This window comes from Streptomyces sp. NPDC038200 (genome assembly GCF_055600785.1).
On record NZ_JBVJYH010000018.1, the window covers coordinates 193,508 to 216,843 of the forward strand.

Genomic DNA, 23,336 nt, shown 5'->3' on the forward strand with positions numbered 1-23,336 from the left:
GCCGTCGCGCGTCACAGGCTCTTGAGGAAGTCGGTCAGCACCTCGAAGAACCGCTCCGGCTCCTCCAGGTGCGGGAGGTGGCTGGACTCCTCGAAGATCTCCCAGCGCGCGCCCGCTATCCCGTCCTGGTAGGGCTGCACGACGGCCGGGGTGGCCTCGTCGTGGCGGCCGCTGATCAGCAGGGTCGGGGTGCGGATCCGGTGCAGTTCGCCGACGATCGACCAGTCCTTCAGCGAACCGATGACGTGGAACTCGTTGGGCCCGTTCATCGCGTAGTAGACGGTCGGGTCGTTGTAGATCTCCATGAAGGAGGACAGGAAGTCGCGGGGCCAAGGTGTCACACGGCACACATGACGGTCGTAGAAGACCCGCATCGCGGCCAGGTACTCCTCGGTGTCGTAGGTGCCGGCCGCCTCGTGCCGCAGCAGGGTCTCCTGCACGTCCGGCGGCAGTTCGGCGCGCAGCCGAGCCATCTCCCGGAGCCAGAGGGGGTACGAGGCCGGCGCGTTGGCGACGACCAGTCCGCGCAGACCGGCCGGGCCGGTCATGGCGTGCCGGGCGCACAGGGGGCCGCCCCAGGACTGGCCGAACAGCACGTAGTCGTCGGCTATCCCCAACTGCTGCACCAGGTTGTCGAGTTCGCGCTCGAACAGCTCGACGGTCCAGAATTCCGGGTCCTTGTCCGGCAGATGCGTCGAGCCGCCGTTGCCGAGCTGGTCGTAGTGGACGACGGGCCAGCCGTCGTCGGCGAGGCGGGCCAGCGGCAGCAGGTAGTCGTGGGTGCTGCCGGGCCCGCCGTGCACGGCGACGACCGCCGGCCGTCCCGCTCCGAGCTCACCGGTCACCCGGTACCAGGTCCGGTACTCCCCGAAGGGGACGGTGCCCTTGGCGCTGGCTTCCGGGGACACGCTGATCACCTCTGCTCGGCTGCGGGACGCGGCGGCGGCCGGGGGAAGGAAGGACGTCGGCCGGGACCGGAGAGCCGGGGCTGAGAGCACTCCGCGCATCTGTCGTGGTCCGCAGCCGACGCTAACCGGCCCCGCGCCGCCGCCAGACCCCTAGCCGCCCCTAGGCGGTCCGCGGGCGACTGGGGGGTGCGGGTGTCCACGACCGGCCCCGGTGCCCTCCCGGTCCCGGCGCCGTCGCCGCGTGCGTTCCCCTCACCCGACCGGTCCCGGGAGCACGGCCCGGCTCGTCCACGACCGGCCCTCGCGTCCTCCTCGGCCGGGCCCCGGCCGCACGCGCGACGGCTCTTCCCTGCCCCGGACACCCATCGCCCGCGCCCCCGATCGCTTAGGGGCGCCTAGGGGTTGGGAGTCCCCGCCGGAGCTGCCTAGCGTGCGAGGCACGGCCGATCGCGCCGCCCCGGCGCCGAGTCCGGACCCGTTCCGCTGCCGGCGCTCCGTTCCCTCCGTGCGAAGAGGACATGATGACTGCACCTGCCGAACCGGCCGACCGGGCCGCGCTGCCGGAGTTTCCGATGCGGCGGGCCTGTCCCTTCAGCCCGCCGGCCGAATACGCCGAGCTGCGCGAGACCGAGCCGGTCTCCCGGGCGCAGCTGAGGGTCAACGGCAAGCCCGCCTGGCTGATCACCCGGCACGACCTGTACAAGAAGCTGCTGGGCGACGCGCGGGTCAGCGCGAACCTGAAGCTGCCCGGGTACCCCCTGCAGGTGCCGGTGCCGGAGGAGACGCTCCAGTCGGTCCCGCTGACCTTCCTCTCCATGGACCCGCCGGATCACACGGTCCAACGCCGGATGCTGGCACCGGAGTTCAGTGTCCGGCGGATGCGCGAGCTGCGCGACAGGGTGCAGCAGATCGTGGACCAGCAGATCGACCAGATGCTCGCCAAGGGCACGGAGAGCCCGGTCGACCTGGTCACCGCGTTCGCGCTGCCGGTGCCGTCCTTCGTCATCTGCGAGCTGCTCGGTGTCCCCTACGAGGACCACGGCCGGTTCGAGGAGTGGGCGTGGGCCATCATGAACCACGACATCAGCGACGAGGACCGGGGCCGGGCACACTACGAGCTGGACCGGTACGTGGACGGGCTGGTCACCGCCAAGGAGAGCGAGCCGGGCGACGACATGATCAGCCGGCTGATCGAGTTCAACCGGCGGACGCCGGCGGTGGAACACTCCGACATCGTCAGCATGTCCAAGCTGATGCTGGTCACCGGGCACGAGACCACCGCCAACATGATCGCACTGGGTGTGCTGGCCCTGCTGGAGCACCCCGAGCAGCTCGCCGCGCTGCGCGAGGAGCCGGAGCTGATGCCCAAGGCGGTGGAGGAGCTGCTGCGCTTCTTCTCCATCTCCGACGCGGGCACCGCGCGCGTCGCGCTGGAGGACGTCGAGCTGGAGGGGGTCACCATCCGGGCCGGCGAAGGCATCCTGCCGCTGAACAACGCGGCCAACCACGACGAGCGCGTCTTCCCCGACCCCGACCGCCTGGACGTGCGCCGCGAGGCCCGCAGCCACCTGGCGTTCGGCTACGGCGTCCACCAGTGCATCGGCCAGAACCTGGCGCGCATGGAACTGGACGTCGTCTACTCGACGCTGCTGCGGCGCGTCCCGACCCTGCGTCTGGCCACTCCGGTCGAGGAACTGCGGTTCAAGGACGACGCCATCGTCTACGGCCTGTACGAGCTGCCCGTCACCTGGTGACGGCGGACACCGCACCGCACCGCCGCCCGCTTTCCGACGACACCGTCGCCGTCGACACCGTACGAAAGGCAGCCATGACCCAGTCCGCCGACGCCGCGCCCGAGACCGGGACGCCGCTACCGCAGTTCCCGATGCGGCGCACCTGTCCGTTCAGCGAGCCGGGCGAGTACGCCGAGATGCGCACCGACCGTCCCGTCTCGCGCGCCGCGCTGAAGGTGAACGGCAAGCCGACCTGGCTGGTCACCCGGCACGAGCACGTCCGTCAGGTGCTGGGCGACAGCCGGGCCAGTTCGAACCTGAAACTGCCGGGCTACCCGCACCAGTTCCACATCCCCGAGGAGATGCTGGCGCAGGTCCGGCTGATGCTGCTGAACATGGACCCGCCGGAGCACACCGCGCAGCGGCGCATGCTCATACCGGAGTTCACCGCGCGGCGGGTGAAGGAGATGCGCCCGCGCATCCAGCAGATCGTGGACGAGCACATCGACGCGATGCTGGCCGCGGGCGGCCCGGTGGACCTGGTCACCGCCCTCGCGCTGCCGGTGCCCTCGCTGGTGATCTGCGAGCTGCTCGGCGTGCCGTACGAGGACCACGCCCAGTTCGAGGAGTGGTCGGCGGCGATGATGAACCACGATCTGAGCCCCGCGGAGTACGGGGCCGCGGTGCAGGCCCTGGACATGTACCTGGACAAGCTCGTCACCCTCAAGGAGAGCGAGCCGGGCGACGACCTGATCAGCCGCTTCCTGGAGAAGAACCGCGCCGAGGAAATCGCCGACCATGTCGACGTGGTGACGATGGCGCGGCTGATGCTGGTCGGCGGCCACGAGACGACCGCCAACATGATCGCTCTCGGTGTACTGGCCCTGCTGCGGCACCCCGAGCAGCTGGCGGAGCTGCGGGCCGAGCCCGCTCTCCTCCCGAACGCCGTGGAGGAGCTGCTGCGGGTCTTCTCCATCTCCGACTCCGGGACGGCGCGGGTCGCGGTGGAGGACATGGAGGTCGGTGACGTCACCATCCGTGCCGGCGAGGGCATTCTCGCCCTGAACAACGCCGCCGATCACGACGAGTCCGTCTTCCCCGACCCGGGCACCTTCGACATCCACCGCAAGGAGGCCCGCAGCCACCTCGCCTTCGGCTACGGCATCCACCAGTGCATCGGCGCCAACCTCGCCCGGGTGGAGCTGGAGGTCGTCTACGGCACGCTGCTGCGCCGGATCCCCGGCCTCCGGCTGGCGGCCGAGCCGGAGGAGCTGCGGTTCAAGGACGACGCCATGGTGTACGGCGTCTACGAACTCCCCGTCACCTGGTGACGGCCGACCCGATCGGAGTCCCTTTCATGCGTGTCAGCGCCGAACGCGACCGGTGCGTGGGCTCCGGCCAGTGCGCGCTCCTCAGCCCCGAGGTGTTCGACCAGGACGACGAGGGTCTGGTCGTCGTCCTGGTCGAGGAGCCGGCCGACGGCCACCGCGCGGGGGTGTTGCAGGCCGTCGACCTGTGCCCGTCGCGCTCCTTGCGCGTGCAGGACTGAGGAGCGACGGCCGGCCGGCTATCCCTTCCGCGTGAAGGAGCAGGTGCGGTCCTCCTCCTCGAACCGCATCGCGGTGAGGGTGCCGTCGGGCGACCGGGTGAAGAGGAGCGAGAGCAGGGTCTTGTCGTACTTCAGGTCGAGGGACGGGGGCGGGGCCCCCTTCCCTCCGCGGTACAGGTACCACGTGCCGCTCCCGTCGAGGCGCCGCCCGTCGTGCGCTCCCTCTCCCGAGGGGAAGTCGGCGAAGGTGAAGCGACCGCCCTCCGCGATGTCGAGGGTGGCACCGCAGGTGCCCCTCCAGTGGCCGATCACGGCCGCGGACGAGACAGGTGCCGGAGGGTTCTCCTGGTCCGCGCATCCGGTGAGCGATGCGAGAAGGGCAGCGCACATCACCGTCACGGCGGTCCAGCTGGTCGACACCTGTCTCATCCGCACTTCACTCGTTCCTGTCGATCTTTCGCCGGCTAGAAGATGAGGCTGAGCAGCCAGAGGAGGAACGCGACCACCGAGGCCACGGAGCCGCCGCCTCCTCCACCGCCGCCACCGCCGTAGCCGCCGCCCCCGCCGGAGCCGGACGAGCCGTAGTGGACGGTCTCCGTCCAGGTGACCGTCTGGCTCCTCTTGGACATCACTCCCTTTTTGAACAGCTCGTTGTTGAGCGGTTCGGCGATGTTCTTGTCCCACCAGTCGCCGTAGCCGACACCGCCGAGGTGGGTGGCGGAGTTGATCGTACTGTCGTTCTTGACGGTGAACTGGATCCGGGCCGTGCCTTCCGCCTTGTTGATGGACTTGACCTTGTAGTTGAGGGTGTACGAGCCCAGGAAGGCGGCCGAGAGGTTACCGGTGAAGTCGCTGTAGAGCTTGCCGATGCTCTCCGAGACGGGTCCGCCCAGGCTGTAGTTGCTGTGTCCCGTGTCCCCGGCGTCCAGCTTGCCGGAGCGCAGGTCCTGAGCGATCTTGGTCCGTGTCTCCTTCACGTGCGCGTGCGACTTGAGCGTCTTGGTGAAGCGGTTGTTGCCCGTCAGATCACGGTGGCGCGGTCCGGAGTCGGTGGCCCACTCCCAGCCGATGCGGAAGGCGTTGGGGTCGTCCGGGGGCCCCGCGATGTAGTCGGCGATCGGGTCGGGCACGTCGACGAGAGTGTCGACGGCCTTCAGGCTGTTGCCCACGCCGTGCCCCACGGTGTCCACCGTCTGCACCCACACACTGGCGAAGACGGCCTTGCCAGTGCTCTTGACGTCGTCCGTGAAGTCGTCCCAGGAGTACAGGCCGGTCGAGTCGGTGAGGTTGACCGGGTTGTTCCGGGCGTAGCTGTACAGGTTGAGGGTCTGGGGCTGCTCCGGTGTGGTGACCGGGTCGGTGCTGAGGAACCGGCCGAGGCTCGGGTCGTAGACGCGTGCCCCCATCAGCGACAGTCCCGTGCTGTCGTCCTCCGCCTTGCCGACGAACCCGCGGTCCGTCTCCGCCGGCAGGTTCGCCGTGGTCCCGCGCTGCTTCCCGAAGGGGGTGGTGCGCCGTCGGACCAGGACGCCGCCGACCGCTGTGATCATCAGCTGCGTGGAGGCCTGTCCGTCGGAGAGCAGCCAGGTGAGCTTGCCGTTCGCGTCGCCGTCGACTGCGGTGCGCATGGCGACGCTGCTGCCGTCCACGGCGTAGTAGCGCGTCGCGCGGGTCTTGTCGGTGCGGTGGAGTTCGTGGCCCTCCAGGTAGAGGACCTTCTCCTTCGGTGTGTTGCGGACGACGGGGTTGCCGTCGGCGTCGTAGACGTAGGTGGAGACCTGGTCCCCGTCCGTCTTGTGCTGCGTCACCTTGGCGAGATGCCCCAGCGCGTCCCAGTCCAGGACGGAGGAGACGGAGCCGACGGTGCGACCGGTCATCTGCCCGGCGTCGTTGTAGCTGTAGGTGTCGGTGCCGCCGTTGCTGCGCGTCACCCCGGTGACGGCGTGCGGGCGGGCCTGGTCAGGGGTGTAGGTGGATTCGTCGGCACTGTAGCCGGGGTACTTGTAGTCGCTCGTGACGGCGGCCGCCGAGGCGGACGTCTTGTCGGTGACCGATTGGATGTTGCCCATCCGGTCGTAGGTGTAGCTGCTCTGGTAGGGGTCGGGACCGGCGAAGTCCGACGCCGGCGTGCCGGTGCAGGTGGTCGAGGCGGTGGTCCAGGCCCCGGTGGTCCTGCGCAGTTCGTCGTAGGTGAAGCACTGCTGCTGGTTGTCGGTCCCTTCCCGCAGGGCGGTGACCTGTCCGCCGTTGTTGCGGGTGTAGGTGTCGTTCTGAACCGTCTTCGTGGTGCCGCCGGTGGTGGTCTCGGTGGTGATGTTCTTCAGCCAGCCGGAGCCGTTGGTGTCCTCGTAGCCGAAGCGGCGCACGACGGTGGTGCCGGTCCCCGCGGTGCCCAGGCTTCGTGAGGTCAGGCGGCCCGTGGTGCCGTAGCCGACGTCGGCGACGTACGTGGCGAGCGGGCTGGCGACCTTGGTGGCCCGTCCGTCCTTGTAGGTCGTGGTGACGGTCTCGGCGGGCAGGCCGCCGAGCGCCGGGTAGTCCACCGCCGTGACGTGGTCGGCCAGGTCGTAGTGGTACTTCGTCTGGTAGGAGTCGGCGAGCCCGGACCCGTCGTCGGGCATCACGAACGTCTTGGCGGTCGCCCGTCCGCGCACGTCGTACCCGTCGACCCTGGACGTGTACGCCTTGCCCCCGCTGTAGCTCGTCGCGGTGGCCAGCAGGCCCTTGCCCTGGGTGGCGCTGTCGTAGGTCTTCTCCGTCAGCACGCTCGCGCCCTGCTTGACGGCGGTGGGACGGTTCAGGGTGTCGTAGTCGTAGGTGAGGGTGATGCCGCGCTTGTCGGTGACGGTCTGGATCTGCCCGTTGCCGTCGAAGCCGGTGGTGGTCCTGCCGGTGTCCGGCTCCTCGCTCAGGACCCGCTCGCCGGCCCAGTCGTAGGCGTAGTGGCTGGTGTTGCCCGACGCGTCGTGGACGTACTTCAGCTGGCCCTTGCGGGTGTACTCGTACGTGGTGGTGAACTGCTGGGTGCCGAGGTTCTCCACCACCTTGCTGGTGAGACCGAAGGCGTCCCGGACCGTCTTGGTCGGGCTGCCGACCGGCGGGAACACGGTCACCTCGTCGGCACCCTGGTACTGCGTGACCGTCTTGCCGGAAGCCTGGACCACACCCTTGGCCTGCACCTGGGAGAGGATCGTGCGTCCCGCCCAGTCGGTCTTGAGGTCGGTGTAGGAGGGGATGGCGGCGACGGTGGGGTTGACGAGACCGGAGCCGGCGGACCCGCTGTTGTAGAACACGGCGGAGGTGCCGGCCACGTTGCCCGAGGAGTCGTAGCGGGTGACCTGGACGTCCCGTCCGGTTCCGTCGGGGGCGACGGTCTGCTTCTCGCGCTCGCGGCCGAGTCCGTCACTGTAGGCGTAGGACGCCAGGTAGGTCGTGCCCGACTGCAGCACCCGGGTCGTGGTGCGCACGGGGTCGCCGGTGGCCACCCGCGGCACACCGGTCTCCGACGATGCCACCGGAACCTGGTAGTCGAAGGTCATCGAGGCGGTTCCGTCGGGGTAGTTCGCCGCTTCGCTGGGCTTGAAGACCTTCGACAGCCGTCCCACGGCGTCGTAGACGAGCTGGGTGGTGTTGCCGTTGGCGTCCACGGTCTTCCACGCCTGGCCCCAGAACCGCGACAGGTACCGGGTCGTGGTGAGGGGGACGCCGGGGCCGGTGCCGTCGGGGTCGGGGGTCGTGGTGGTGATCCCGTCCACCGGCCAGGAGGTCTGCGGCTTGTAGGCGATCGTGGTGGCCTGGTTCCTGCCGTCCCACGTCCTGGTCTGCCGGCCCACCGCGTCGTACTGGGCCCTCATGGTGTGCCAGGCGGTCTCGGAGGTGTACGTGCGCACCTCGGTCGCGTTGCCGTCGACCAGCGCCTTGTCGTTCTCGGCGAAGGACAGGGCCCCGTCGTAGAACGTGGTCACCCGCTTGTCCATGTGGGCGGCGGGAGTGCCGGCGGTCTCGTCGTCCGCCACGGCGCTGCAGGAAACGCTGTAGTGGCGCTCGTCGTCCTGGTACACCATCCAGCGCTTGGCGCCGTCGTCGGCGTCGGTCAGGTCATCGGTGTTGTAGGCGCGGCCGTACTCGGTACAGCTGTTGTCCGAGACGTTGGTCTCGCCCCAGTCGTCGACGCGCATCGGCAGGCCGAAGGTGGTGGACGCCTTCTCGGCGTCGTCGAACTCGGTCTCGACGATGTGCTCACGCCAGCCGGAGCCGTCGGTGGAGTTGGCCACCTTCTCCAGGGTGCGGACCTTGTCCTCCCGCACCATGCGGGCGTCGGGCATACCCGTGTACTGGGCGGTGTCATGGGCCCAGTACTCGTGCCACTCCCGCTCCTGGGAGTCGTCGTTGTGGTCGCGGCTGGAGGTCTCCAGCGTCTGTCCGGCCAGCCAGGGGCTGTCGGTCCACTCCTTGGCGTCGGAGTCGGCGACCTTGACACTCGCGGTCTTGGAGGCGTCGCTCTTGGACGTCCGGCCGCCGTCCAGACCGCGGTAGAGCCAGTGGTAGGTGGAGTGCCTGTTCTCGTTGGCGCCCGTCGTCACGAGCACCTTGCCGTAGCCGCGCCAGTCCGACCACGTCTCGTCGTCGTCATCGACCAGGGGGTCGTCGGTGTAGCGCCAGCCGGGGGCGCCGTCGTACTCGTAGTCGGTGATCAGGGGCGGAGCGCCGTCGTCGGCCTTGCCCGGGTCCACCTGGACGCGCTTGGTGACGAACTTCTTGAACCAGCCGGTGCGTTCGGCGTCGGCGCCTTCCGGGACCCACTTCTGCCAGAAGCACTCGAAGTGGTTGTCCGACTCGGAGGGCGCACCGCTCTCGGGGCAGGTCCGGTCGAGGGTGCCGCCTTCGTCGGTGGCGTGGCCGTACGTGGCGGTCACGGTGGAACCGGCGTCGGTGAAGATCTTGTTGACGCGCCGGAAGTTCAGCTCCCCGCTGCCGACCTTGTTGTCCTGCCACTCACCGTTGAAGTTGATGGTCGGCATGTCGATGTCGTCCCCGGCGTAGCCCCGGCGCTGGATGTAGTCCAGCCAGAGCTGGTCGCCCACCGAGCCCGACGGGTTCATCAGGGCGTACTTGAACTGGTACTGCTTGACCAGGTCCCAGCCGGAGGTGTTGGTGTCGCGGGCGTGGATGGTGATGTCCCACAGCATGTCGCGCTGGAAGAACGTGGGGTAGTACGTCTTGCCGGCGCAGGTCTCGCCGTCCTCCGGACCGTCACAGATCAGGTCGACGGGCACGTCCGGGTAGGACGCGGGCTTGGCGTCGACGGAGGGACAGTCGGGTGCGACGTTGTTGAGCGGGTCCTTCTCCGTCATGCGTTCGACACAGCGGTTCACATGCTGGAAGTCGATCATGGCGGGCAGCTGCGCGCCGGGGATCTGGGAGGACCAGCCGTAGTCGATCCGGGAGAGGTAGGAACCGGCGTCGTAGCCGCGCGCCTTGTCCGCCGCGGCGACCGAACGGTAGTAGTTCGTCTCCTTGTTGTAGAAGTACGAGTTCTCCACCTCGTTGGAGGTGACGACGCGATCGAGGCTCCAGCGCCAGGCCTGCTTGCAGGGCTCGGGGTAGGAGGCGTGGCAGGGCTCGCCCTCGTCGTCGCCGATGACCGGGACGGTGAGGACGGAATTGGTCTTCTCCCGCTCGTTGTCCAGGTTCAGTCGCTCGGTACGCCCCCAGCCGAAGTAGTAGCGGGTCCCGTCCTGCTTGGTGACGACCCAGTACTCGTCGGTGTTGTCCGACCCGTAGCCGCCGTTGAGCTTCTGCACCCGCCAGCCGGGGTCGTCCTTGATCCGGAAGGACCCGGTGCCGGTACCGTCCTGGATGAGGTCCGAGGTGACGCCGTCCAACTGGATCGTGTACACGGCTCCGTTGGGGTCCGACGTGGAGTTGGGCGAGTCCCAGCACAGGTCGCCGAAGGTCTTGTGGCCGTCGTCGGCACAGTTGATGTACCGGCGCTCGATGGCGCCCACGTTGAGGTCCCAGCCCATGCCGACCCACGAGGCCTGGTTGTTGGAGGCCGAGGTGCGGCCGTCCACGCTCTGGGAGTTGTACGACAGGGACAGGTCCGGAGCCATGCCCATGGGAGGCTGCGGTACCTCGATGGGCACGGAGTAGGTGAACGCGCCGGAGGACAGGGCGACGTCCCACTTGCCCGACGGCTTGACCGCTGTGGCGCGATAGTCACCCGCGTCCGACGACGAACCCGAAGCGAGCGCGTAGACCGCGGGGGCCGCCGCCAGGGAGCGGCCGGTGACCGCGTCCGGGACCGGCAGGGAGCGGGCCGTGGCCGCGTCCGGGGCCGCCTCGACCGGCGCGGTCAGTCTGCCGGACCGCACATCGTTGTGCTGCCCCGCGACCGTCCGGGCCTTGGCGCACGCCTTCTTGTGCGGGGTGGTCAGGGCACAGGCCGGATACCGGACCAGGCGCAGGCGCGAGGCGAAGTCGCCGCCGTAGGCGTGTGCGAAACCCGAGTAGTCCAGGGTCGCGTTGACGGTTCCGGTGGACGGCACACCGTCCTTGCGCGTCACCTTCAGCCCCATGCCGACGCCGCCCACGGGCGCCACGGACTTGCGGTCCAGGACCTCCACCCGGACCGAGGCCGGGGAGGTCGCGATGGGACCGACGATCTTCTTCGGCACGGCCGTGGCCGCGGCGCCGATGGACACCACGGAGGAATCGGCTGCCGATCCGGCTCCTGACGATCCGTCGGCGGTCAACGCCCGGGGCGCCGCGCCGACCGCGGGGACGTCGACCGTGGCCGACTGTGCCCGCGGCCACGCCACCTTCGGTGCCTTGGCCATGCCCGGCTCCGCGGGCTGCGACAGTGCCTTCCCCGTCGAACGGCCCGGAACGCTGGGCTGGCGATCCGCGGCCATGGCCACGGCGGGTGCCAGCACGACGGACGAGATCATCCCCGCCAGCATCACCTTGACCGTCGTCAGAGCGACGGCTCTCTGTCTCAAGCTCACGAGCCCCCCACATGTCGGCGTAAGTGCGCCCAGGAAACCTTCTGTTCACCCAGAGATGACATGAACTTGGCACACCGGCGGCAGACAGTACACGGGTGATCGCGTGCGGTCGAGACCAAAACCCCAGTTCAGCTGTGACGTACGAAGGATGCGGCACCGGCTGTCGCGCAGCCGCGGCGTCTGTCATGATCCACCCGTCGTGAGGCCGTCCCGAGGGGAGTGGGCGGCCCGCTCATCACACGGGAGGGGACCCATGCGTCCTGGTGCACGCGGGAGAATCGCAGCAGGAGCCGTTGCCGCGGCGGCGTCGCTCCTGACGGTCGGTCTGGCACCGACGACGGCCGCGGGAGCCGAGACCGCCACGGCGACGGCAGCCACCGAACAGTCCGGCCCCATCTTCAACAACCCACTCGGCACGACGGCCGAGCAGAACGCCATCCGCACCAAGATCCTGACCTACGTCGGCTCGGCCCCGGCGGATTCGTCGATCAAGGTCGCGCTGTACCACCTGTGGGACCGCGAGGTGGCGCAGGCTCTCGCCGACGCGCGACTGCGAGGCGTCCACGTGCAGATGGTGCTGGACGAGTCCACCGTCAGTTCCCGTCCCAGCGACCCCAGTTACGGCGTCCTGCGCGACGCCCTCGGCACCGACACCACGCAGGGATCGTTCGTCACCCTGTGCCCGGAGGGCAAGTCCTGCCTGGGCCGCCCGGAGTTCGGCACCTCCATCAACCACAACAAGTTCTGGCTGTTCTCGCAGGTCGACGGGGCGGCGGACGTCGTGCTGCAGACCTCCTCCAACATGTCGCCGTCGGCGTACAGCGCGTTCTGGAACGACGCCTACGTCGTCGCCTACAACACCGGGATCTACAACGCCTACAGCGGATACTTCTCCGCCCTCGTCGGCAAGGACTGGGAGAACTGGCGCTACACCTCCAGCGCCTGGAGCCCGTACAAGGCCTACTTCTTCCCGTACTACCCGGGCACCGGCAACACCACCGACACCATCTGGAACACCCTCGACAACGTCACCTGCACCTACACCCAGGACGGCGCGACCAAGCACACCAAGGTCAGGGTCGCCATGTTCAAGTTCACCCGGCAGGGTGTGGCCGACAAGCTGATCGAGCTGAAGAAGGCCGGATGCTCGGTCGAACTCGTGTACACCTCCACGGACAGCAAGGACAGCAGCGGATCGGCCGGCACCTGGGAGACGCTGCACTCGGTCTCGGGCTTCTCGCCCGTCTGCTACTACGACGACCACGACAACGACCCCGCCACCGCCGCCCGCATCGTGCACAGCAAGTACCTGCTGATCGACGGCAAGTACGACGGCGCGGTGAACAAGGTCCTCTGGACGGGCAGCCACAACTACAGCGGTCCGGCGCTCCGGGAGAACGACGAAGCGCTGCTCAAGGTCGACGACTCGGCCGCGCACGATGCCTACCTGGCCAACTTCACCACCGTCAAGGCAGCGGCCAAGCCGGGCGTCAACGACAACACTCCGGCCTGCAAGGGCGTCGTCAGCCAGCCGGAATAGGCCGGCGGAGGCCCGCAGGCGGTCAGGCGGGAAGGGCGGGACGCGGGCCCGCCATGGACTCGGCCTGCTCCAGGAAGCGGGGCAGCCACTGCTCGTAGGAGACGCCCGCCAGGAACTCCAGGGCCGCTTCCGCGTCCTTGCCGACCACCGTGTGCAGGGGGGTGTCCCGGTCGTCGACGGCGGCGACGACCGCCGCGGCCGCCTCGCCGCAGTCGGCGGCACCCTCCGCCACCCGGGCGAGGAACCGTGCCAGCCAGGCGTGGTCCGCGGTGTACGGGCCGGTCTCCGACGGCGGCCCGGCGGCCTCGGCCCGGACGGAACCGCGCCGGACGGCGGAGGCGAAGCTGCCCGGTTCGAGGCACACCACCCGGATGCCGAACGGCTGGACCTCCGCGTACAGGGCCTCGCTGAGCGCGCCGAGGGCGGCCTTGCTCGCCGCGTAGAAGCCGCCGTGCGGCACGGCGAACGTCCGGCCCGCGAGGGAGGAGACGTTGACGACGACGCCGCCGCCGCGAGCGCGCATCCCGGGCAGTACCGCGCGGGCCATGCGCAGGGGGCCCCAGAAGTTGGTCTCCAGCAGGGTGCGCGCCCGGTCGAGAGGCATGGTCTCGGCGGGACCGGTGTGGTCGACCCCGGCGTTGTTGACCAGGACGTCGATCGGTCCGTGCAGGTCCTGCACCGAGGTGACGGCGGCGGTGACGGAGGCGTCGTCGGTGACGTCCAGCCGGGGCACGTCGAGGGTGAGGTCCTCGGCGCGGGCGCGCCGCAGCAGTTCCTCCGCGCCGGCCGGGTTGCGTACGCAGGCGTGCACGCGGTCTCCGCGCCGGGCGAAGGCGAGCGCCGTCTCCAGGCCGATGCCGCTGCTGCAACCGGTGATGAGGACCGACGTCATACCGAAGCGCCTGCTTTCCGGGGGGCGGGGCGGGGAAGCACTCGGCAGCCTAGGCAGGCGGTGCCGGGGCATCGAGCCCCTAGGGCCCCCTACCGCGCCGGGGCGTGCCCGGCCAGCAGTGCCAGGACGTCCTTCTGGTGGTCCGTCAGGTAGAAGTGGCCGCCCCGGAAGACGTGGAGCTCGCACGAGGCGTCCGTGTGGCGCGACCAGGCGCGTGCCTCGTCCACGGTGACCTTGGGGTCGTCGTCGCCGACCAGGCTGACGACGGGGCAGCGCAGGTTCGGGCCCGGTGCGCAGACGTAGGTCTCGGCGGCCCGGTAGTCGGCGCGGATCGCGGGCAGGGCCATGCGGATCAGCTCGTCGTCGTCCAGGATCGCCGCGTCCGTCCCGCTCAGCCTCCGCACCTCCTCGACGAGTCCGTCGTCGTCGCGCAGGTGGACGGTTTCGTCGCGCGGGCAGGAGGGGGCCCGGCGGGCGGAGACGAACAGTGCGCGCAGGACGACACCGTGGTCGCGCTCCAGCCGGCGGGCGACCTCGAAGCCGAGGGTGGCGCCCATGCTGTGCCCGAAGACGAGCAGGGGCCGGTCCGTCCACGGCAGCAGTACGGAGGTGACCCGGTCGGCCAGTTCCTCGATGCTGGTCACGCACGGCTCGTCGCGGCGGTCCTGGCGTCCCGGGTACTGCACGGCGAGCACATCCACGGAAGCGGGCATGCCCGCCGACACCGGACGGTAGAAGGGCGCGGAGCCGCCCGCGTGCGGCAGGCACACCAGCCTGGCCGCCGCGTCCGGACGGGGGTGGTAACGGCGGATCCAGAGACGGTCCTGCTCGGTGAGCGTCGTCATGGGGGCGGGCGGTCCCTTCCTGGCGGGCATGCGTCGCGGGGCGCGGGCGGGCCCCAGCAGTCTCACGCGCCCGGATGCTGGCGGCCACCCCTAGCCGCCCCACCCCCTGCTCAGGCGTTGAGATACGCCAGCACCGCGAGCACCCGGCGGTTGCTGTCGCTCGACGGAGGCAGCATCAGCTTCGTGAAGATGTTGGAGATGTGCTTGGCGGCGGCGCCCTCGGTGACGGTGAGCCGCTGGGCGATCGCCGTGTTCGAGCAGCCCTCGGCCATCAGCTCCAGCACCTCCCGTTCGCGCCCGGTGAGCGCGGCCAGCGGCTCGTCCCGGGAGTGACTGGTCATCAACTGGGCGACCACGGCGGGGTCCATCGCGGTGCCGCCGGCCGCGACCCGGCGTACGGCGTCGATGAACTGCTCGTCGTCCAGCACGCTGTCCTTGAGCAGATAGCCGATCCCTCCGGTGCCGTCGGCCAGCAGTTCGCGGGCGTACATCTGCTCGACGTGCTGGGAGAGGACGAGGATCGGCAGGCCGGGCTGCTCGCGGCGGGCGCGCAGGGCGGCCTGGAGGCCCTCGGTGGTGAAGGTGGGCGGCAGCCGTACGTCCACGATGGCGACGTCCGGCCGGTGTTCGGCGAGGGCCGCGGCGAGGTCCGTGCCGTTGTCGACGGCGGCGGCCACCTCGCATCCGTACGCCTCCAGCAGTTGGATGATCCCCTGCCTCAGGAGGAAGAGGTCTTCGGCGAGGACAACGCGCACGGCAGCTCCATGTTCATCACGGTCGGACCACCCGGAGGGCTGTAGATCTCCAGGACCCCGTCAAAGGATGCCAGCCGCCGCCGGATGCCCTCCAGACCGCTCCCGGCCGACACGTCCGCGCCACCGTGGCCGTCGTCGGTGACGCGGGCGTGCAGGGTGCCGTCCTCGCACCAGGCGACGACCTCCACGTGCTGGGCGTCGGCGTGCTTGAGGGCGTTGGCGAGCAGCTCCGACACGGCGAAGTAGACGGCGGACTCGACCGGGTCGGGCAGCCTGTCGGGGAGGTCGACGACCACGGTGACCTGCAAGGGGCTGGCCAGGCCCAGGGCACGCAGGCCGTCGGCCAGGCCGCGCTCCGCGAGGACCGGGGGGTGGATGCCGTGGACCAGGTCGCGCAGTTCGCGCAGGGCCTGCACGGACGAGGTACGGGCCTGCCTGAGCAGCCGCCGCGCCTCCTCGGGGTCCTGGCTCATCTTGCGGTCGACGGCGCCGAGCTGGAGGCCGAGGCTGACGAGCCGGGCCTGTGCGCCGTCGTGCAGGTCGCGTTCGATGCGGCGCAGTTCGGCCGCCTGGATGTCGAGGGCGCCGGAGCGGGTCTCGGACAGTTGCTGCACGCGGGAGGCCAGTTGGGACCGGCGGGTGGGGCCGAGCAGGAAGCGGACGAAGTAGGCGTACCCCTTGAGCACCAGCGGGCCGAGGAACAGCCAGCCGGTGAGCACCACCAGGGCCAGCAGGGCCGCGGCCAGCGCGGCCGGCCAGCTGTCGACCGTGACGAACGCGTACCAGCGGCCCTGTCCGCCCTCGGCGAGGGGCCGCCACAGGCCGCAGGCCAGGAAGAGCCCCTCCCCCGCGTAGTAGAGCAGGGCGGCCGGCGTGAAACCCACCAGTCCCACCACGCAGTTGAGGAGGAGCCAGAGCAGGTCCCGCCAGGTCGCGGGGTCGGCGAGGATCCACTTGCAGCGGCGCATCCAGCCGACGATGTCCTTCTCGATCTCCTCCGGTTCGGGCCGGTAGGGCCGCTCGACCGGGACGCCGGAGCGCGCGGCCGCGCGCCGGTTGAGGTCGCACAGCCACCGCACCGCCCGGGTCAGATAGGGCAGTGCGAGAAAGCCGATGCCGATGAGGCACAGGATGATGAAGTAGGCGGTGGTGACGAACAGGACGATCGACAGCAGGGCTCCGGTGGCGACGGCCACGCCGAGCAGGGTGTCCAGGGCGGCGCGGCCGGCTCGGCCGCGCCACGTGACCGGCACAGGCTTCATGTCCTCATGCTCCCATCCCCGGCCGCCGGTCGTGGAAGGGCCGTCCCCGCCCGGGGGAAGCGGGGACGGCCCGGCCGGGGGGAGGCTCACGCGGCCTTCACCGTGTCGACGGCGGGGCTGCGCATGCCGCGCCAGGAGGGCAGCAGCGTGGCACCGAACACCAGCAGCAGCGACCCGCCGACAATCGCGAGGTAGATGCCGATGGAGCCGGAGGGCAGGTACGAGTCGCTCTTGACGAGGCTGTAGGGGACGATGGTCGTCGCCGAGGCGATCGTGCCGAGGACGGTGGCGACGACTCCGATCAGCACGCCTTCGACGGTCAGCATGGCGAGCACCTGGGCGCGGGTCGCGCCGGTGAGCCGCTGGAGGCCGAACTCCGCGCGCCGTTTCCGGGTGACCGACACCAGGGTGTTGACGACGGTGATCGCGGCATAGCCCACGATCATGGCGACGATGGTGTAGTTCGCGGACACCAGGATCTGCTGGATCTGGTTGTTCCGGCCGGCCAGCGAGGAGCTGTCGTCCAGTTCGGTGCCGGGCACCCGGGCGGCCAGTGCGGCCAGGCGGTCGTGGACCCCGGCGCCACCGCCGGGCGCGGCGCGGACCAGGATCTGGTGCGGCAGCCCGTCACCGGTGTGCGGGGCGAGGGCCGCTGCGGGCAGCGTCAGGTACTGCTGCTTGGGGTTGTCGGTGTAGAGGGCCACGACGGTGGGACGGACGGCGGTGCCGTCGCCGAGGTGCATCGGCAGCCGGTCGCCGACCTTCACCCCGTACTCCCGGGCCTTCTTGTCGGAGAGGGCCACGGTGTCGCCGCGCAGGTCGGTGAGGGAGCCGGAGACGAGGGGCAGGTCCAGGCTCTGCCGCACGCCGTCGGCGGAGACACCCCGCAGATCGGCGTCGGCCGGGCCGTCCGGCCGGTCCACGAAGCCGCGGCTGGTGACGAACTCCGAGGCCGCGGCCACACCGGGCGTCGCGCGCACCTGGTCGACGACGCCGGGGGCGAAGCCGCCCGTCGTGGAGTCGAGGACGTAGTCGGCGAGGATGTTCCGGTCGTAGGAACTGCGGGAGACGTGGTCCTCGGTGGACTGCATGTACAGGGTGCCGGTGGCGATGCCGATGAGCAGGACGATCGGGGCGACGGCGCCCGCCATGCGGACGCTGGCGGTGGCGGCGTTGCGCAGCGCGAGCCGGCCGGCGAGTCCGGACACGGCGCGCACCGGCAGCCGCAGCAGCACCACCATGGCCTTGGTGATGCCGGGGGCGAGCAGGGCGAGACCGATGCAGAACAGCACGGAGGCGGGCCCGGCGGTGCTGGCGAGGGTGGGGCCGTCGTCCATCACGGTGGCGGTGGCGATCGCCAGGCCGATGCCGTTGGCGAGGAAGAACAGCGCCAGGAGCAGCCGGGGCACGCTGAACCAGCGGGTGCCCGCGGTGGCTTCGGCGAGAGCGGCGACCGGTTCGGTGCGGGCGGCCCGCCGTCCGGCGAAGCGGGTGGCGCCGGCCGCGGCGAGCACGGTGACGACCGCTCCGACGGCCATCGGGATCCAGCCGGCGTGGTAGACGATCGACGACGACACCACCCCGCTGGCGGTGAGCACCCCGAACAGCAGCCGGCCGATGGCGTATCCGGGCAGCAGGGCGAGCAGTACGGATCCCGCCGACAGCACGGCCGTCTCGGTGAGGATCATGCGGCGCAGCTGCTGGGGGGTGGAGCCGACGGCACGCAGCAGGGCCATCTCGCGGGCGCGCTGCTGGAGGGAGAGGCCCAGGGTGGAGGCGACGCCGAACATGACGATCAGGACGACCGACGAGCCGAAGACCGCCGCCAGGATGACGACCGTACGCCGGCTGGAGAGGGTGCCGGGCAGTTCGGCCAGCCCCCGGCGCTCACCGGTGAGCACCTCGGCGCGGTCGCCGACGGCGGCGCGCACCGCGTCCGCGACGGTGGCGACGTCGGTGCCTCGTGCGGGCAGGACGCCGATGGAGTCGATGCGGCCGCCGGCGAGGGCACGCGCCTCGTCGTCCGTGAAGAACACCGCGGCGTCGGGATTGCGGTCACCGTGCTGCTCGGCGATGCCGGTGACCCGGAACCGCCGGGTGGTGCCCTGGACGACGATGTCGACCGAGGAGCCCGGGCGGGCGCCGACGCGCTCGGCGAGGTCCGCGTCGAGAACGGCCTCGCCGCCGGCGACGGGGGAGGTACCGGCGGCGAGGGTATAGGGGGTGAGCCGGGCGGCGGCCCAGCCGTGGCCGAACGAGTCGGCCTTGCCGGTCACCGGCTCGCCGTCCTTGAGGACGGTGGCCGGCACCGACACGTCGCCGACGGCCGTGCGTACGCCGTCGGTCTCGGCGACCTTGCGGACGAGGCCGGCGTCGATGCGGTGTCGTTCCGTCAGGGCGACGGACCTGTAGGTCTGTTCACCGGTGACGACGACCGGGGCGCCCTGCAGGCGCTGCGGGTCGGCCGCCATGCGGACGCCCGTCTCCATCAGGCCGCCGCAGCCGATGACGATCGCGGCGCCGAGGAACATGGCGAGGAAGGTCGCGACGAAACTCGTCCTGCGGAACTTCAGGGTGCGCAGTGCCAGGCGCCACATCAGTGCCGACCTCCCGAGTGCTGCGGCATGCCCTGCCGGTGGGTGTCGTCCTCCCAGGCGCCGAGCCTGGTCATCCGGGCGGCGACCGCGTCGGCGGTGGGCCGGGGCAGTTCGCCGGCGAAGGCGCCGTCGGCGAGGAAGACGACGCGGTCGGCGTAGGAGGCGGCGACCGGGTCGTGGGTGACCATGACCAGTGTCTGGCCCGCGGTGTCGACGGACTCGCGCAGCAGGGCGAGCACGGACGCGGCGGTGCGGGTGTCGAGGGCGCCGGTGGGCTCGTCGGCGAAGACCACGGCGGGCCGGGTCACCAGGGCGCGGGCGATGGCGACGCGCTGCTGCTGGCCGCCGGACAGCTGGGACGGCAGGTGGCCGAGTCGCTCGGCCAGGCCCACGCGCTGCACGACGTTGCGGATGAGGCTCTTGTCGGGCCGCTGTCCGGCCAGTTGCAGGGGGAGCGTGATGTTCTGCATGACGGTCAGCGCGGGCAGCAGGTTGAAGGACTGGAAGATGAAGCCGATCCGGTCGCGGCGCAGCTTGGTGAGCCGGGTGTCGTCGAGGCCCGCGAGGTCGGTGCCGCCGACGGTGACCGTGCCGGAGGTGGGCTGGACCAGTCCCGCCGCGCAGTGCAGGAAGGTGCTCTTGCCCGATCCGGACGGGCCCATCACGGCGGTGAAGGTGGCGTCGGCGAAGCTCATGGTGAGCCCTCGGAGCGCAGCCACCTGGCTGTCTCCCCGGCCATAGGTCTTCGACACGGCGTCCAGCCGTACCGCCTCCGCCCGGCGGAGGTCCTGTGAAGTGTGCACTGGGGGCTCCCCTATGAGATGACGCGCTTCTCACGCGGTGTCTGGTGACCACATTAGGAACGACGGGCTCGCGGCACATTGGCATTCTCCGGCCGGTTCGAGGTAGAGGTTTCTCTACCTCGGCACGGCAGGTTTCGACAGATGGCCCGCGAACTCCGTGGTCGTGCTGTCAAGGGCGAGAAAACTTCCCCCGCCCGGATATCTCTTCCCACCTCTGTCCGAATACCTGACTCCCCGTCGGAAAGTTCGGTTAGCACCCGTGCCGTCCGGCGGGACTGCGGGTAACGTCGGAACCGTCGGATCAATCCTCGAAAGATGGGAAGTCCCATGGCCAGGAGGCCTGACCACGAACTGACCGCTCAGGTCCGGCCCGACGGATATCTGGAGCTGTTCTCCCGGCGCACGGGGAAGCGGCATCGGTGCGGCCCGCGTGGCACGACGATGTGGCTGGCGCTGCAGCGGAGCGGCTGGCAACCGGAATTGGCAGCGGATGAAATCGCCCTGCAATTGGGCGTGGATCCGGACAGTATCCGCTGCGATATCGACGCATGGCTGGCGCATTTTCATGAGGCCGGAAAGTGAGGAAGCCGCGGGGCGCGGTCGGCCTTTCGACCACCGCGCCCCGCGGCCCGTTCGGCCTCGGCCGTGCCACCGTGGAACAACTCCGGTTTCCCGATGCCGTCGTATCTATTCGGCTTCTTCGCGCCGGCCGGCCGGCAGGTCGTCGAGCCACGCGTCGACCGCCGCCGCGGTGGCCTGCGCGCACTCCTCCAGAATCGTGAAGTGCGTGCCCGGCACGTCCACCGGTTCGTGCTCGCCGGGCCAGGTCGCCCGCCAGTCGTCGGCACCGGTCCCGATGGCGAAGGACTCCTCGGGCCGCACGAACAGCACGGGTGCCGTGAGGGCGCCCGGCAGACAGTGCTGGATCAGGTCGCTGTAGCGGCTCATCGCGGCCAGACGGGCGGTCCCGAAGCCGCCCAGGGCGGACTCACGGTCCAGCATCCCGTCGAACATCTGCCGCCACAGGTCGTCCTTTCCGTCGTCCCCGGGCAGATAGGTGTCCAGCAGCACCACACCCTCGGCCGGCTGTCCGGCCTTCTCCATGATCTCGGCGGCGGCGTGGGCGAACTGGCCGCCGGAGGAGTAGCCGACGAGCACGTACGGCCGCTCGTCCGGGCAGGCGCGGCGGATGCCCTCGACCAGCACCTCCAGCACGGCGTCCACGGAGCGCGGCAGCGCCTCGCCGGGTCCGAAGCCGGGCACCGCGGGCACCAGGACGTCCCGGTGGCCCGTGAAGTGCCGGGCGAACCGGGCGTACTGGTGCGCGCCGCCGAGTGCCATCGGCGACGGCAGGCAGACGAGCCGCGGGGCGGCGTCGCCGGTGGACAGCCGCACGGGATCGGGGACGTCGCCGAGTTCGGTCAGGGAGGAGAAGCCGGGGAGGATCTCGGCGACGGTGCGCAGCAGTTCGATGGCCTGTGCCATCCGTCCGTCGGCCGCCGCGCGCCGCACCAGTGCGCTGACCGACTCCGAGTCACCGGCGCTTTCCGGGTCCGGCGCGCCGCCGGTCAGGTGCCCGCGCAGCGCGGCGGCGAGGGCGGCCGGGGTGCGATGGTCGAAGACGGCACCGGCCGGCAGGGGGACGCCCAGGGCGGCGCCGAGGGAGGTGCGGAGTTCGGCCGCGGAGACGGAGTCCATGCCGATCTCCAGGAACACGGCGTCGGGTTCGACGGCCTCCGGTCCCGGATGGCCGAGGATCGCTGCGGCCTGGGCCCGGACCACGTCGGTCAGCAGTGCCTCCTGCTCGGCCGGCGGGGCATCGGCCAGCCGCTGCCGCAGCGGCTCGGCGTCCACGGGACCGGTGGCGGCGGCAGGCGCCGAGGGTTCGCCCAGGGGGCCCGCGGTGAGGGGTACGTCCGCGTCGATCCAGTACCGCCGGCGCCGGAAGGCGTAGGTGGGCAGTTCGGCACGGGCCGTACCGGGGAACAGTGCCGCCCAGTCGGGGGCGAGGCCGTCGGTGTACAGGCGGGCGAGGCCGGACACGAGGGCGGCGGGCTCGCTGCCGTGGCGTCGGCCGAGGGCGACGAGGACGGCACCGTCGGCTTCCGGGCACTCGCGGGCGAGGCCGGTCAGCACGGCGTCGGGGCCGAGTTCCACGAATCGTCCGGCGCCCGAGGCCGTGAGGGCGGCGACGGCGTCGGCGAACCGGACCGTCTCCCGCACGTGCCGCACCCAGTAGCCCGGGTCGCACAGGTGCTCACCCTCGGCGGGGCGGCCGGTGAGGGTGGACACCAGCGGGACGCGCGGGGGGTGGAACGTCAGCTTCTCGGCCACGGCACGGAATTCGTCGAGCATGCCGTCCATCAGCGGGGAGTGGAAGGCGTGCGAGACGGCGAGCCGCCTGGTCTTCGCGAAGCCTGCGGTGGCGGCGAGCACCGCCCGCTCCTCGCCCGAAAGGACCACGGAGCTGGGGCCGTTGACCGCGGCGAGGCCGACGCGGTCGTCCAGCAGCGGCCGTACCTCGTCCTCGGTGGCCTGTACGGCGACCATCGCGCCGCCTTCCGGCAGCGCCTGCATGAGCCGGCCGCGGGCGGCGACCAGGGCGCAGGCGTCGTCCAGATCGAGGACGCCCGCGACATGGGCGGCGGCGAGTTCCCCGACGGAGTGCCCGGCCAGGAGGTCCGGCCGTAGGCCGAAGGACTCCACGAGCCGGAAGAGGGCCACCTCGAAGGCGAACAGCGCCGTCTGGGCGTACTGGGTGCGGTGGACCGCGTCGGCGTCGTCGCCCGCCAGCACTCCGGCCAGGTCCAGACCGAGACGGGCGTCGATCGCGTCGAAGGCGTCGGCGAACACCGGGTAGTGGGCGCGCAGTTCGAGGCCCATGCCCAGGCGCTGGGCGCCCTGGCCGGTGAACAGGAACGCCGTACGGGTCCCGGTCCGGGCCCTGCCGGTGGCGGCCTCGGGGGCGGGCGCGCCGGTGGCGAGGGCGTGCAGAGCGGCCAGCAGCCGGTCGCGGTCCGTACCGGTGACCGCCGCCCGGTGGTCGAACGCGGTGCGCCGGGTGCCGAGAGCACGGGCGACGGCCGCGGGGGGCAGCTCGGGCCGGTCCGCCAGGTACGTGTACAGACGTTCGGCCTGCGCGGGCAGGGCCTGGGCGGAGCGGGCGGACAGGGGCCACACGACGGCCGGGGCATCCGGTTCGGTGTCCGGCCGGTCCTCCGGGGGCGCCTCTTCGATGACGGTGTGGGCGTTGGTGCCGCTGATACCGAAGGAGGACACCCCGGCCCGGCGCGGACGGCCCTGCCGCGGCCACTCCCGCCGCTCGGTCAGCAGCCGCACCTTCCCGGCCCCCCAGTCGACCTTCGTGGACGGCCGGTCCACGTGCAGCGTCCTCGGCAGCACCCCGTTGCGCATCGCCATCACCATCTTGATGACACCCGCCACA

Annotated in this window: 15 protein-coding genes; 5 read left to right on the forward strand and 10 right to left on the reverse strand. The window is 70.9% G+C overall.

The genetic code is table 11. The features are described 5' to 3' along the window. Positions 1 to 11: 11 nt before the first annotated feature. Entirely contained in the window at positions 12 to 908 is an 897-nt protein-coding gene (locus tag ACZ7KF_RS30980; RefSeq protein ID WP_471082265.1) for a proline iminopeptidase-family hydrolase, read from the reverse strand. A 521-nt stretch (positions 909 to 1,429) separates the two neighbouring features. Between ACZ7KF_RS30980 and ACZ7KF_RS30985 the strand changes: the two genes are divergently transcribed. From ACZ7KF_RS30985 to ACZ7KF_RS30995, 3 genes are all read left to right on the forward strand, one after another. After that, positions 1,430 to 2,662: a cytochrome P450 gene (locus ACZ7KF_RS30985; protein ID WP_471082321.1), complete on the forward strand. Its 1,233-nt coding sequence runs from the start codon at positions 1,430 to 1,432 to the stop codon at positions 2,660 to 2,662. Between the two features lie 74 nt (positions 2,663 to 2,736). After that, the gene (locus tag ACZ7KF_RS30990; RefSeq protein WP_471082268.1) at positions 2,737 to 3,972 is read left to right on the forward strand and encodes a cytochrome P450; all 1,236 of its coding nucleotides are present in this window, start codon (positions 2,737 to 2,739) and stop codon (positions 3,970 to 3,972) included. A 26-nt stretch (positions 3,973 to 3,998) separates the two neighbouring features. Continuing rightward, positions 3,999 to 4,190: a ferredoxin gene (locus ACZ7KF_RS30995; RefSeq protein ID WP_471082271.1), complete on the forward strand. Its 192-nt coding sequence runs from the start codon at positions 3,999 to 4,001 to the stop codon at positions 4,188 to 4,190. Between the two features lie 18 nt (positions 4,191 to 4,208). Here ACZ7KF_RS30995 and ACZ7KF_RS31000 read toward each other — a convergent pair whose 3' ends face one another. Together ACZ7KF_RS31000 and ACZ7KF_RS31005 are read right to left on the reverse strand one after the other, a co-directional pair. Then, on the reverse strand, positions 4,209 to 4,619 hold the full coding sequence (locus tag ACZ7KF_RS31000; protein WP_471082274.1) for a hypothetical protein: 411 nt from the start codon (positions 4,617 to 4,619) through the stop codon (positions 4,209 to 4,211). A 35-nt stretch (positions 4,620 to 4,654) separates the two neighbouring features. Continuing rightward, positions 4,655 to 11,191, reverse strand: coding sequence for an RHS repeat-associated core domain-containing protein (locus ACZ7KF_RS31005; protein WP_471082277.1), 6,537 nt, complete (start codon positions 11,189 to 11,191; stop codon positions 4,655 to 4,657). Between the two features lie 259 nt (positions 11,192 to 11,450). Between ACZ7KF_RS31005 and ACZ7KF_RS31010 the strand changes: the two genes are divergently transcribed. Beyond that, positions 11,451 to 12,737 carry a phospholipase D-like domain-containing protein gene (locus tag ACZ7KF_RS31010; protein ID WP_471082280.1) on the forward strand — a complete coding sequence of 429 codons (1,287 nt, stop codon included), beginning with the start codon at positions 11,451 to 11,453 and terminating at the stop codon, positions 12,735 to 12,737. Positions 12,738 to 12,759: 22 nt separating this feature from the next. Here the strand turns inward: ACZ7KF_RS31010 and ACZ7KF_RS31015 are convergent, their stop codons facing one another. From ACZ7KF_RS31015 to ACZ7KF_RS31040, 6 genes are all read right to left on the reverse strand, one after another. After that, complete coding sequence (locus ACZ7KF_RS31015; protein ID WP_471082283.1) at positions 12,760 to 13,629, reverse strand: SDR family oxidoreductase; 870 nt, start codon at positions 13,627 to 13,629, stop codon at positions 12,760 to 12,762. Between the two features lie 89 nt (positions 13,630 to 13,718). Then, positions 13,719 to 14,474 carry a thioesterase II family protein gene (locus ACZ7KF_RS31020; RefSeq protein WP_471082286.1) on the reverse strand — a complete coding sequence of 252 codons (756 nt, stop codon included), beginning with the start codon at positions 14,472 to 14,474 and terminating at the stop codon, positions 13,719 to 13,721. A gap of 110 nt (positions 14,475 to 14,584) precedes the next feature. Continuing rightward, positions 14,585 to 15,229, reverse strand: a complete 645-nt coding sequence (locus ACZ7KF_RS31025; RefSeq protein WP_471082289.1) for a response regulator transcription factor — start codon at positions 15,227 to 15,229, stop codon at positions 14,585 to 14,587. Then, positions 15,193 to 16,491 (reverse strand): sensor histidine kinase, encoded by a 1,299-nt coding sequence (locus tag ACZ7KF_RS31030; RefSeq protein ID WP_471082292.1) that lies wholly within the window; start codon positions 16,489 to 16,491, stop codon positions 15,193 to 15,195. The genes ACZ7KF_RS31025 and ACZ7KF_RS31030 overlap by 37 nt, the downstream gene beginning before the upstream one ends. Positions 16,492 to 16,577: 86 nt before the next feature. After that, positions 16,578 to 19,088: an FtsX-like permease family protein gene (locus ACZ7KF_RS31035; protein WP_471082295.1), complete on the reverse strand. Its 2,511-nt coding sequence runs from the start codon at positions 19,086 to 19,088 to the stop codon at positions 16,578 to 16,580. Further along, positions 19,088 to 19,891 carry an ABC transporter ATP-binding protein gene (locus ACZ7KF_RS31040; RefSeq protein WP_471082298.1) on the reverse strand — a complete coding sequence of 268 codons (804 nt, stop codon included), beginning with the start codon at positions 19,889 to 19,891 and terminating at the stop codon, positions 19,088 to 19,090. Before ACZ7KF_RS31040 ends, ACZ7KF_RS31035 begins: the two co-directional genes overlap by 1 nt. Positions 19,892 to 20,218: 327 nt before the next feature. On the opposite strand from ACZ7KF_RS31040, the gene ACZ7KF_RS31045 reads away from it, so the two are divergent. Beyond that, complete coding sequence (locus ACZ7KF_RS31045) at positions 20,219 to 20,473, forward strand: hypothetical protein (RefSeq protein ID WP_471082301.1); 255 nt, start codon at positions 20,219 to 20,221, stop codon at positions 20,471 to 20,473. Positions 20,474 to 20,578: 105 nt separating this feature from the next. Here ACZ7KF_RS31045 and ACZ7KF_RS31050 read toward each other — a convergent pair. Beyond that, a partial coding sequence (locus ACZ7KF_RS31050; RefSeq protein ID WP_471082304.1) for an alpha/beta fold hydrolase occupies positions 20,579 to 23,336 on the reverse strand: 2,758 nt, incomplete at its 5' end.

Coding starts and splice junctions, on each gene's coding strand:
- ACZ7KF_RS31020 (WP_471082286.1), bottom strand. CDS start 14,474: ATGACGACGCTCACCGAGCAGGACCGTCTCTGGATCCGCCGTTACCAC.
- ACZ7KF_RS31035 (WP_471082295.1), bottom strand. CDS start 19,088: ATGTGGCGCCTGGCACTGCGCACCCTGAAGTTCCGCAGGACGAGTTTC.
- ACZ7KF_RS31015 (WP_471082283.1), bottom strand. CDS start 13,629: ATGACGTCGGTCCTCATCACCGGTTGCAGCAGCGGCATCGGCCTGGAG.
- ACZ7KF_RS31045 (WP_471082301.1), top strand. CDS start 20,219: ATGGCCAGGAGGCCTGACCACGAACTGACCGCTCAGGTCCGGCCCGAC.
- ACZ7KF_RS31030 (WP_471082292.1), bottom strand. CDS start 16,491: ATGAAGCCTGTGCCGGTCACGTGGCGCGGCCGAGCCGGCCGCGCCGCC.
- ACZ7KF_RS31000 (WP_471082274.1), bottom strand. CDS start 4,619: ATGAGACAGGTGTCGACCAGCTGGACCGCCGTGACGGTGATGTGCGCT.
- ACZ7KF_RS30990 (WP_471082268.1), top strand. CDS start 2,737: ATGACCCAGTCCGCCGACGCCGCGCCCGAGACCGGGACGCCGCTACCG.
- ACZ7KF_RS30995 (WP_471082271.1), top strand. CDS start 3,999: ATGCGTGTCAGCGCCGAACGCGACCGGTGCGTGGGCTCCGGCCAGTGC.
- ACZ7KF_RS31010 (WP_471082280.1), top strand. CDS start 11,451: ATGCGTCCTGGTGCACGCGGGAGAATCGCAGCAGGAGCCGTTGCCGCG.
- ACZ7KF_RS30985 (WP_471082321.1), top strand. CDS start 1,430: ATGACTGCACCTGCCGAACCGGCCGACCGGGCCGCGCTGCCGGAGTTT.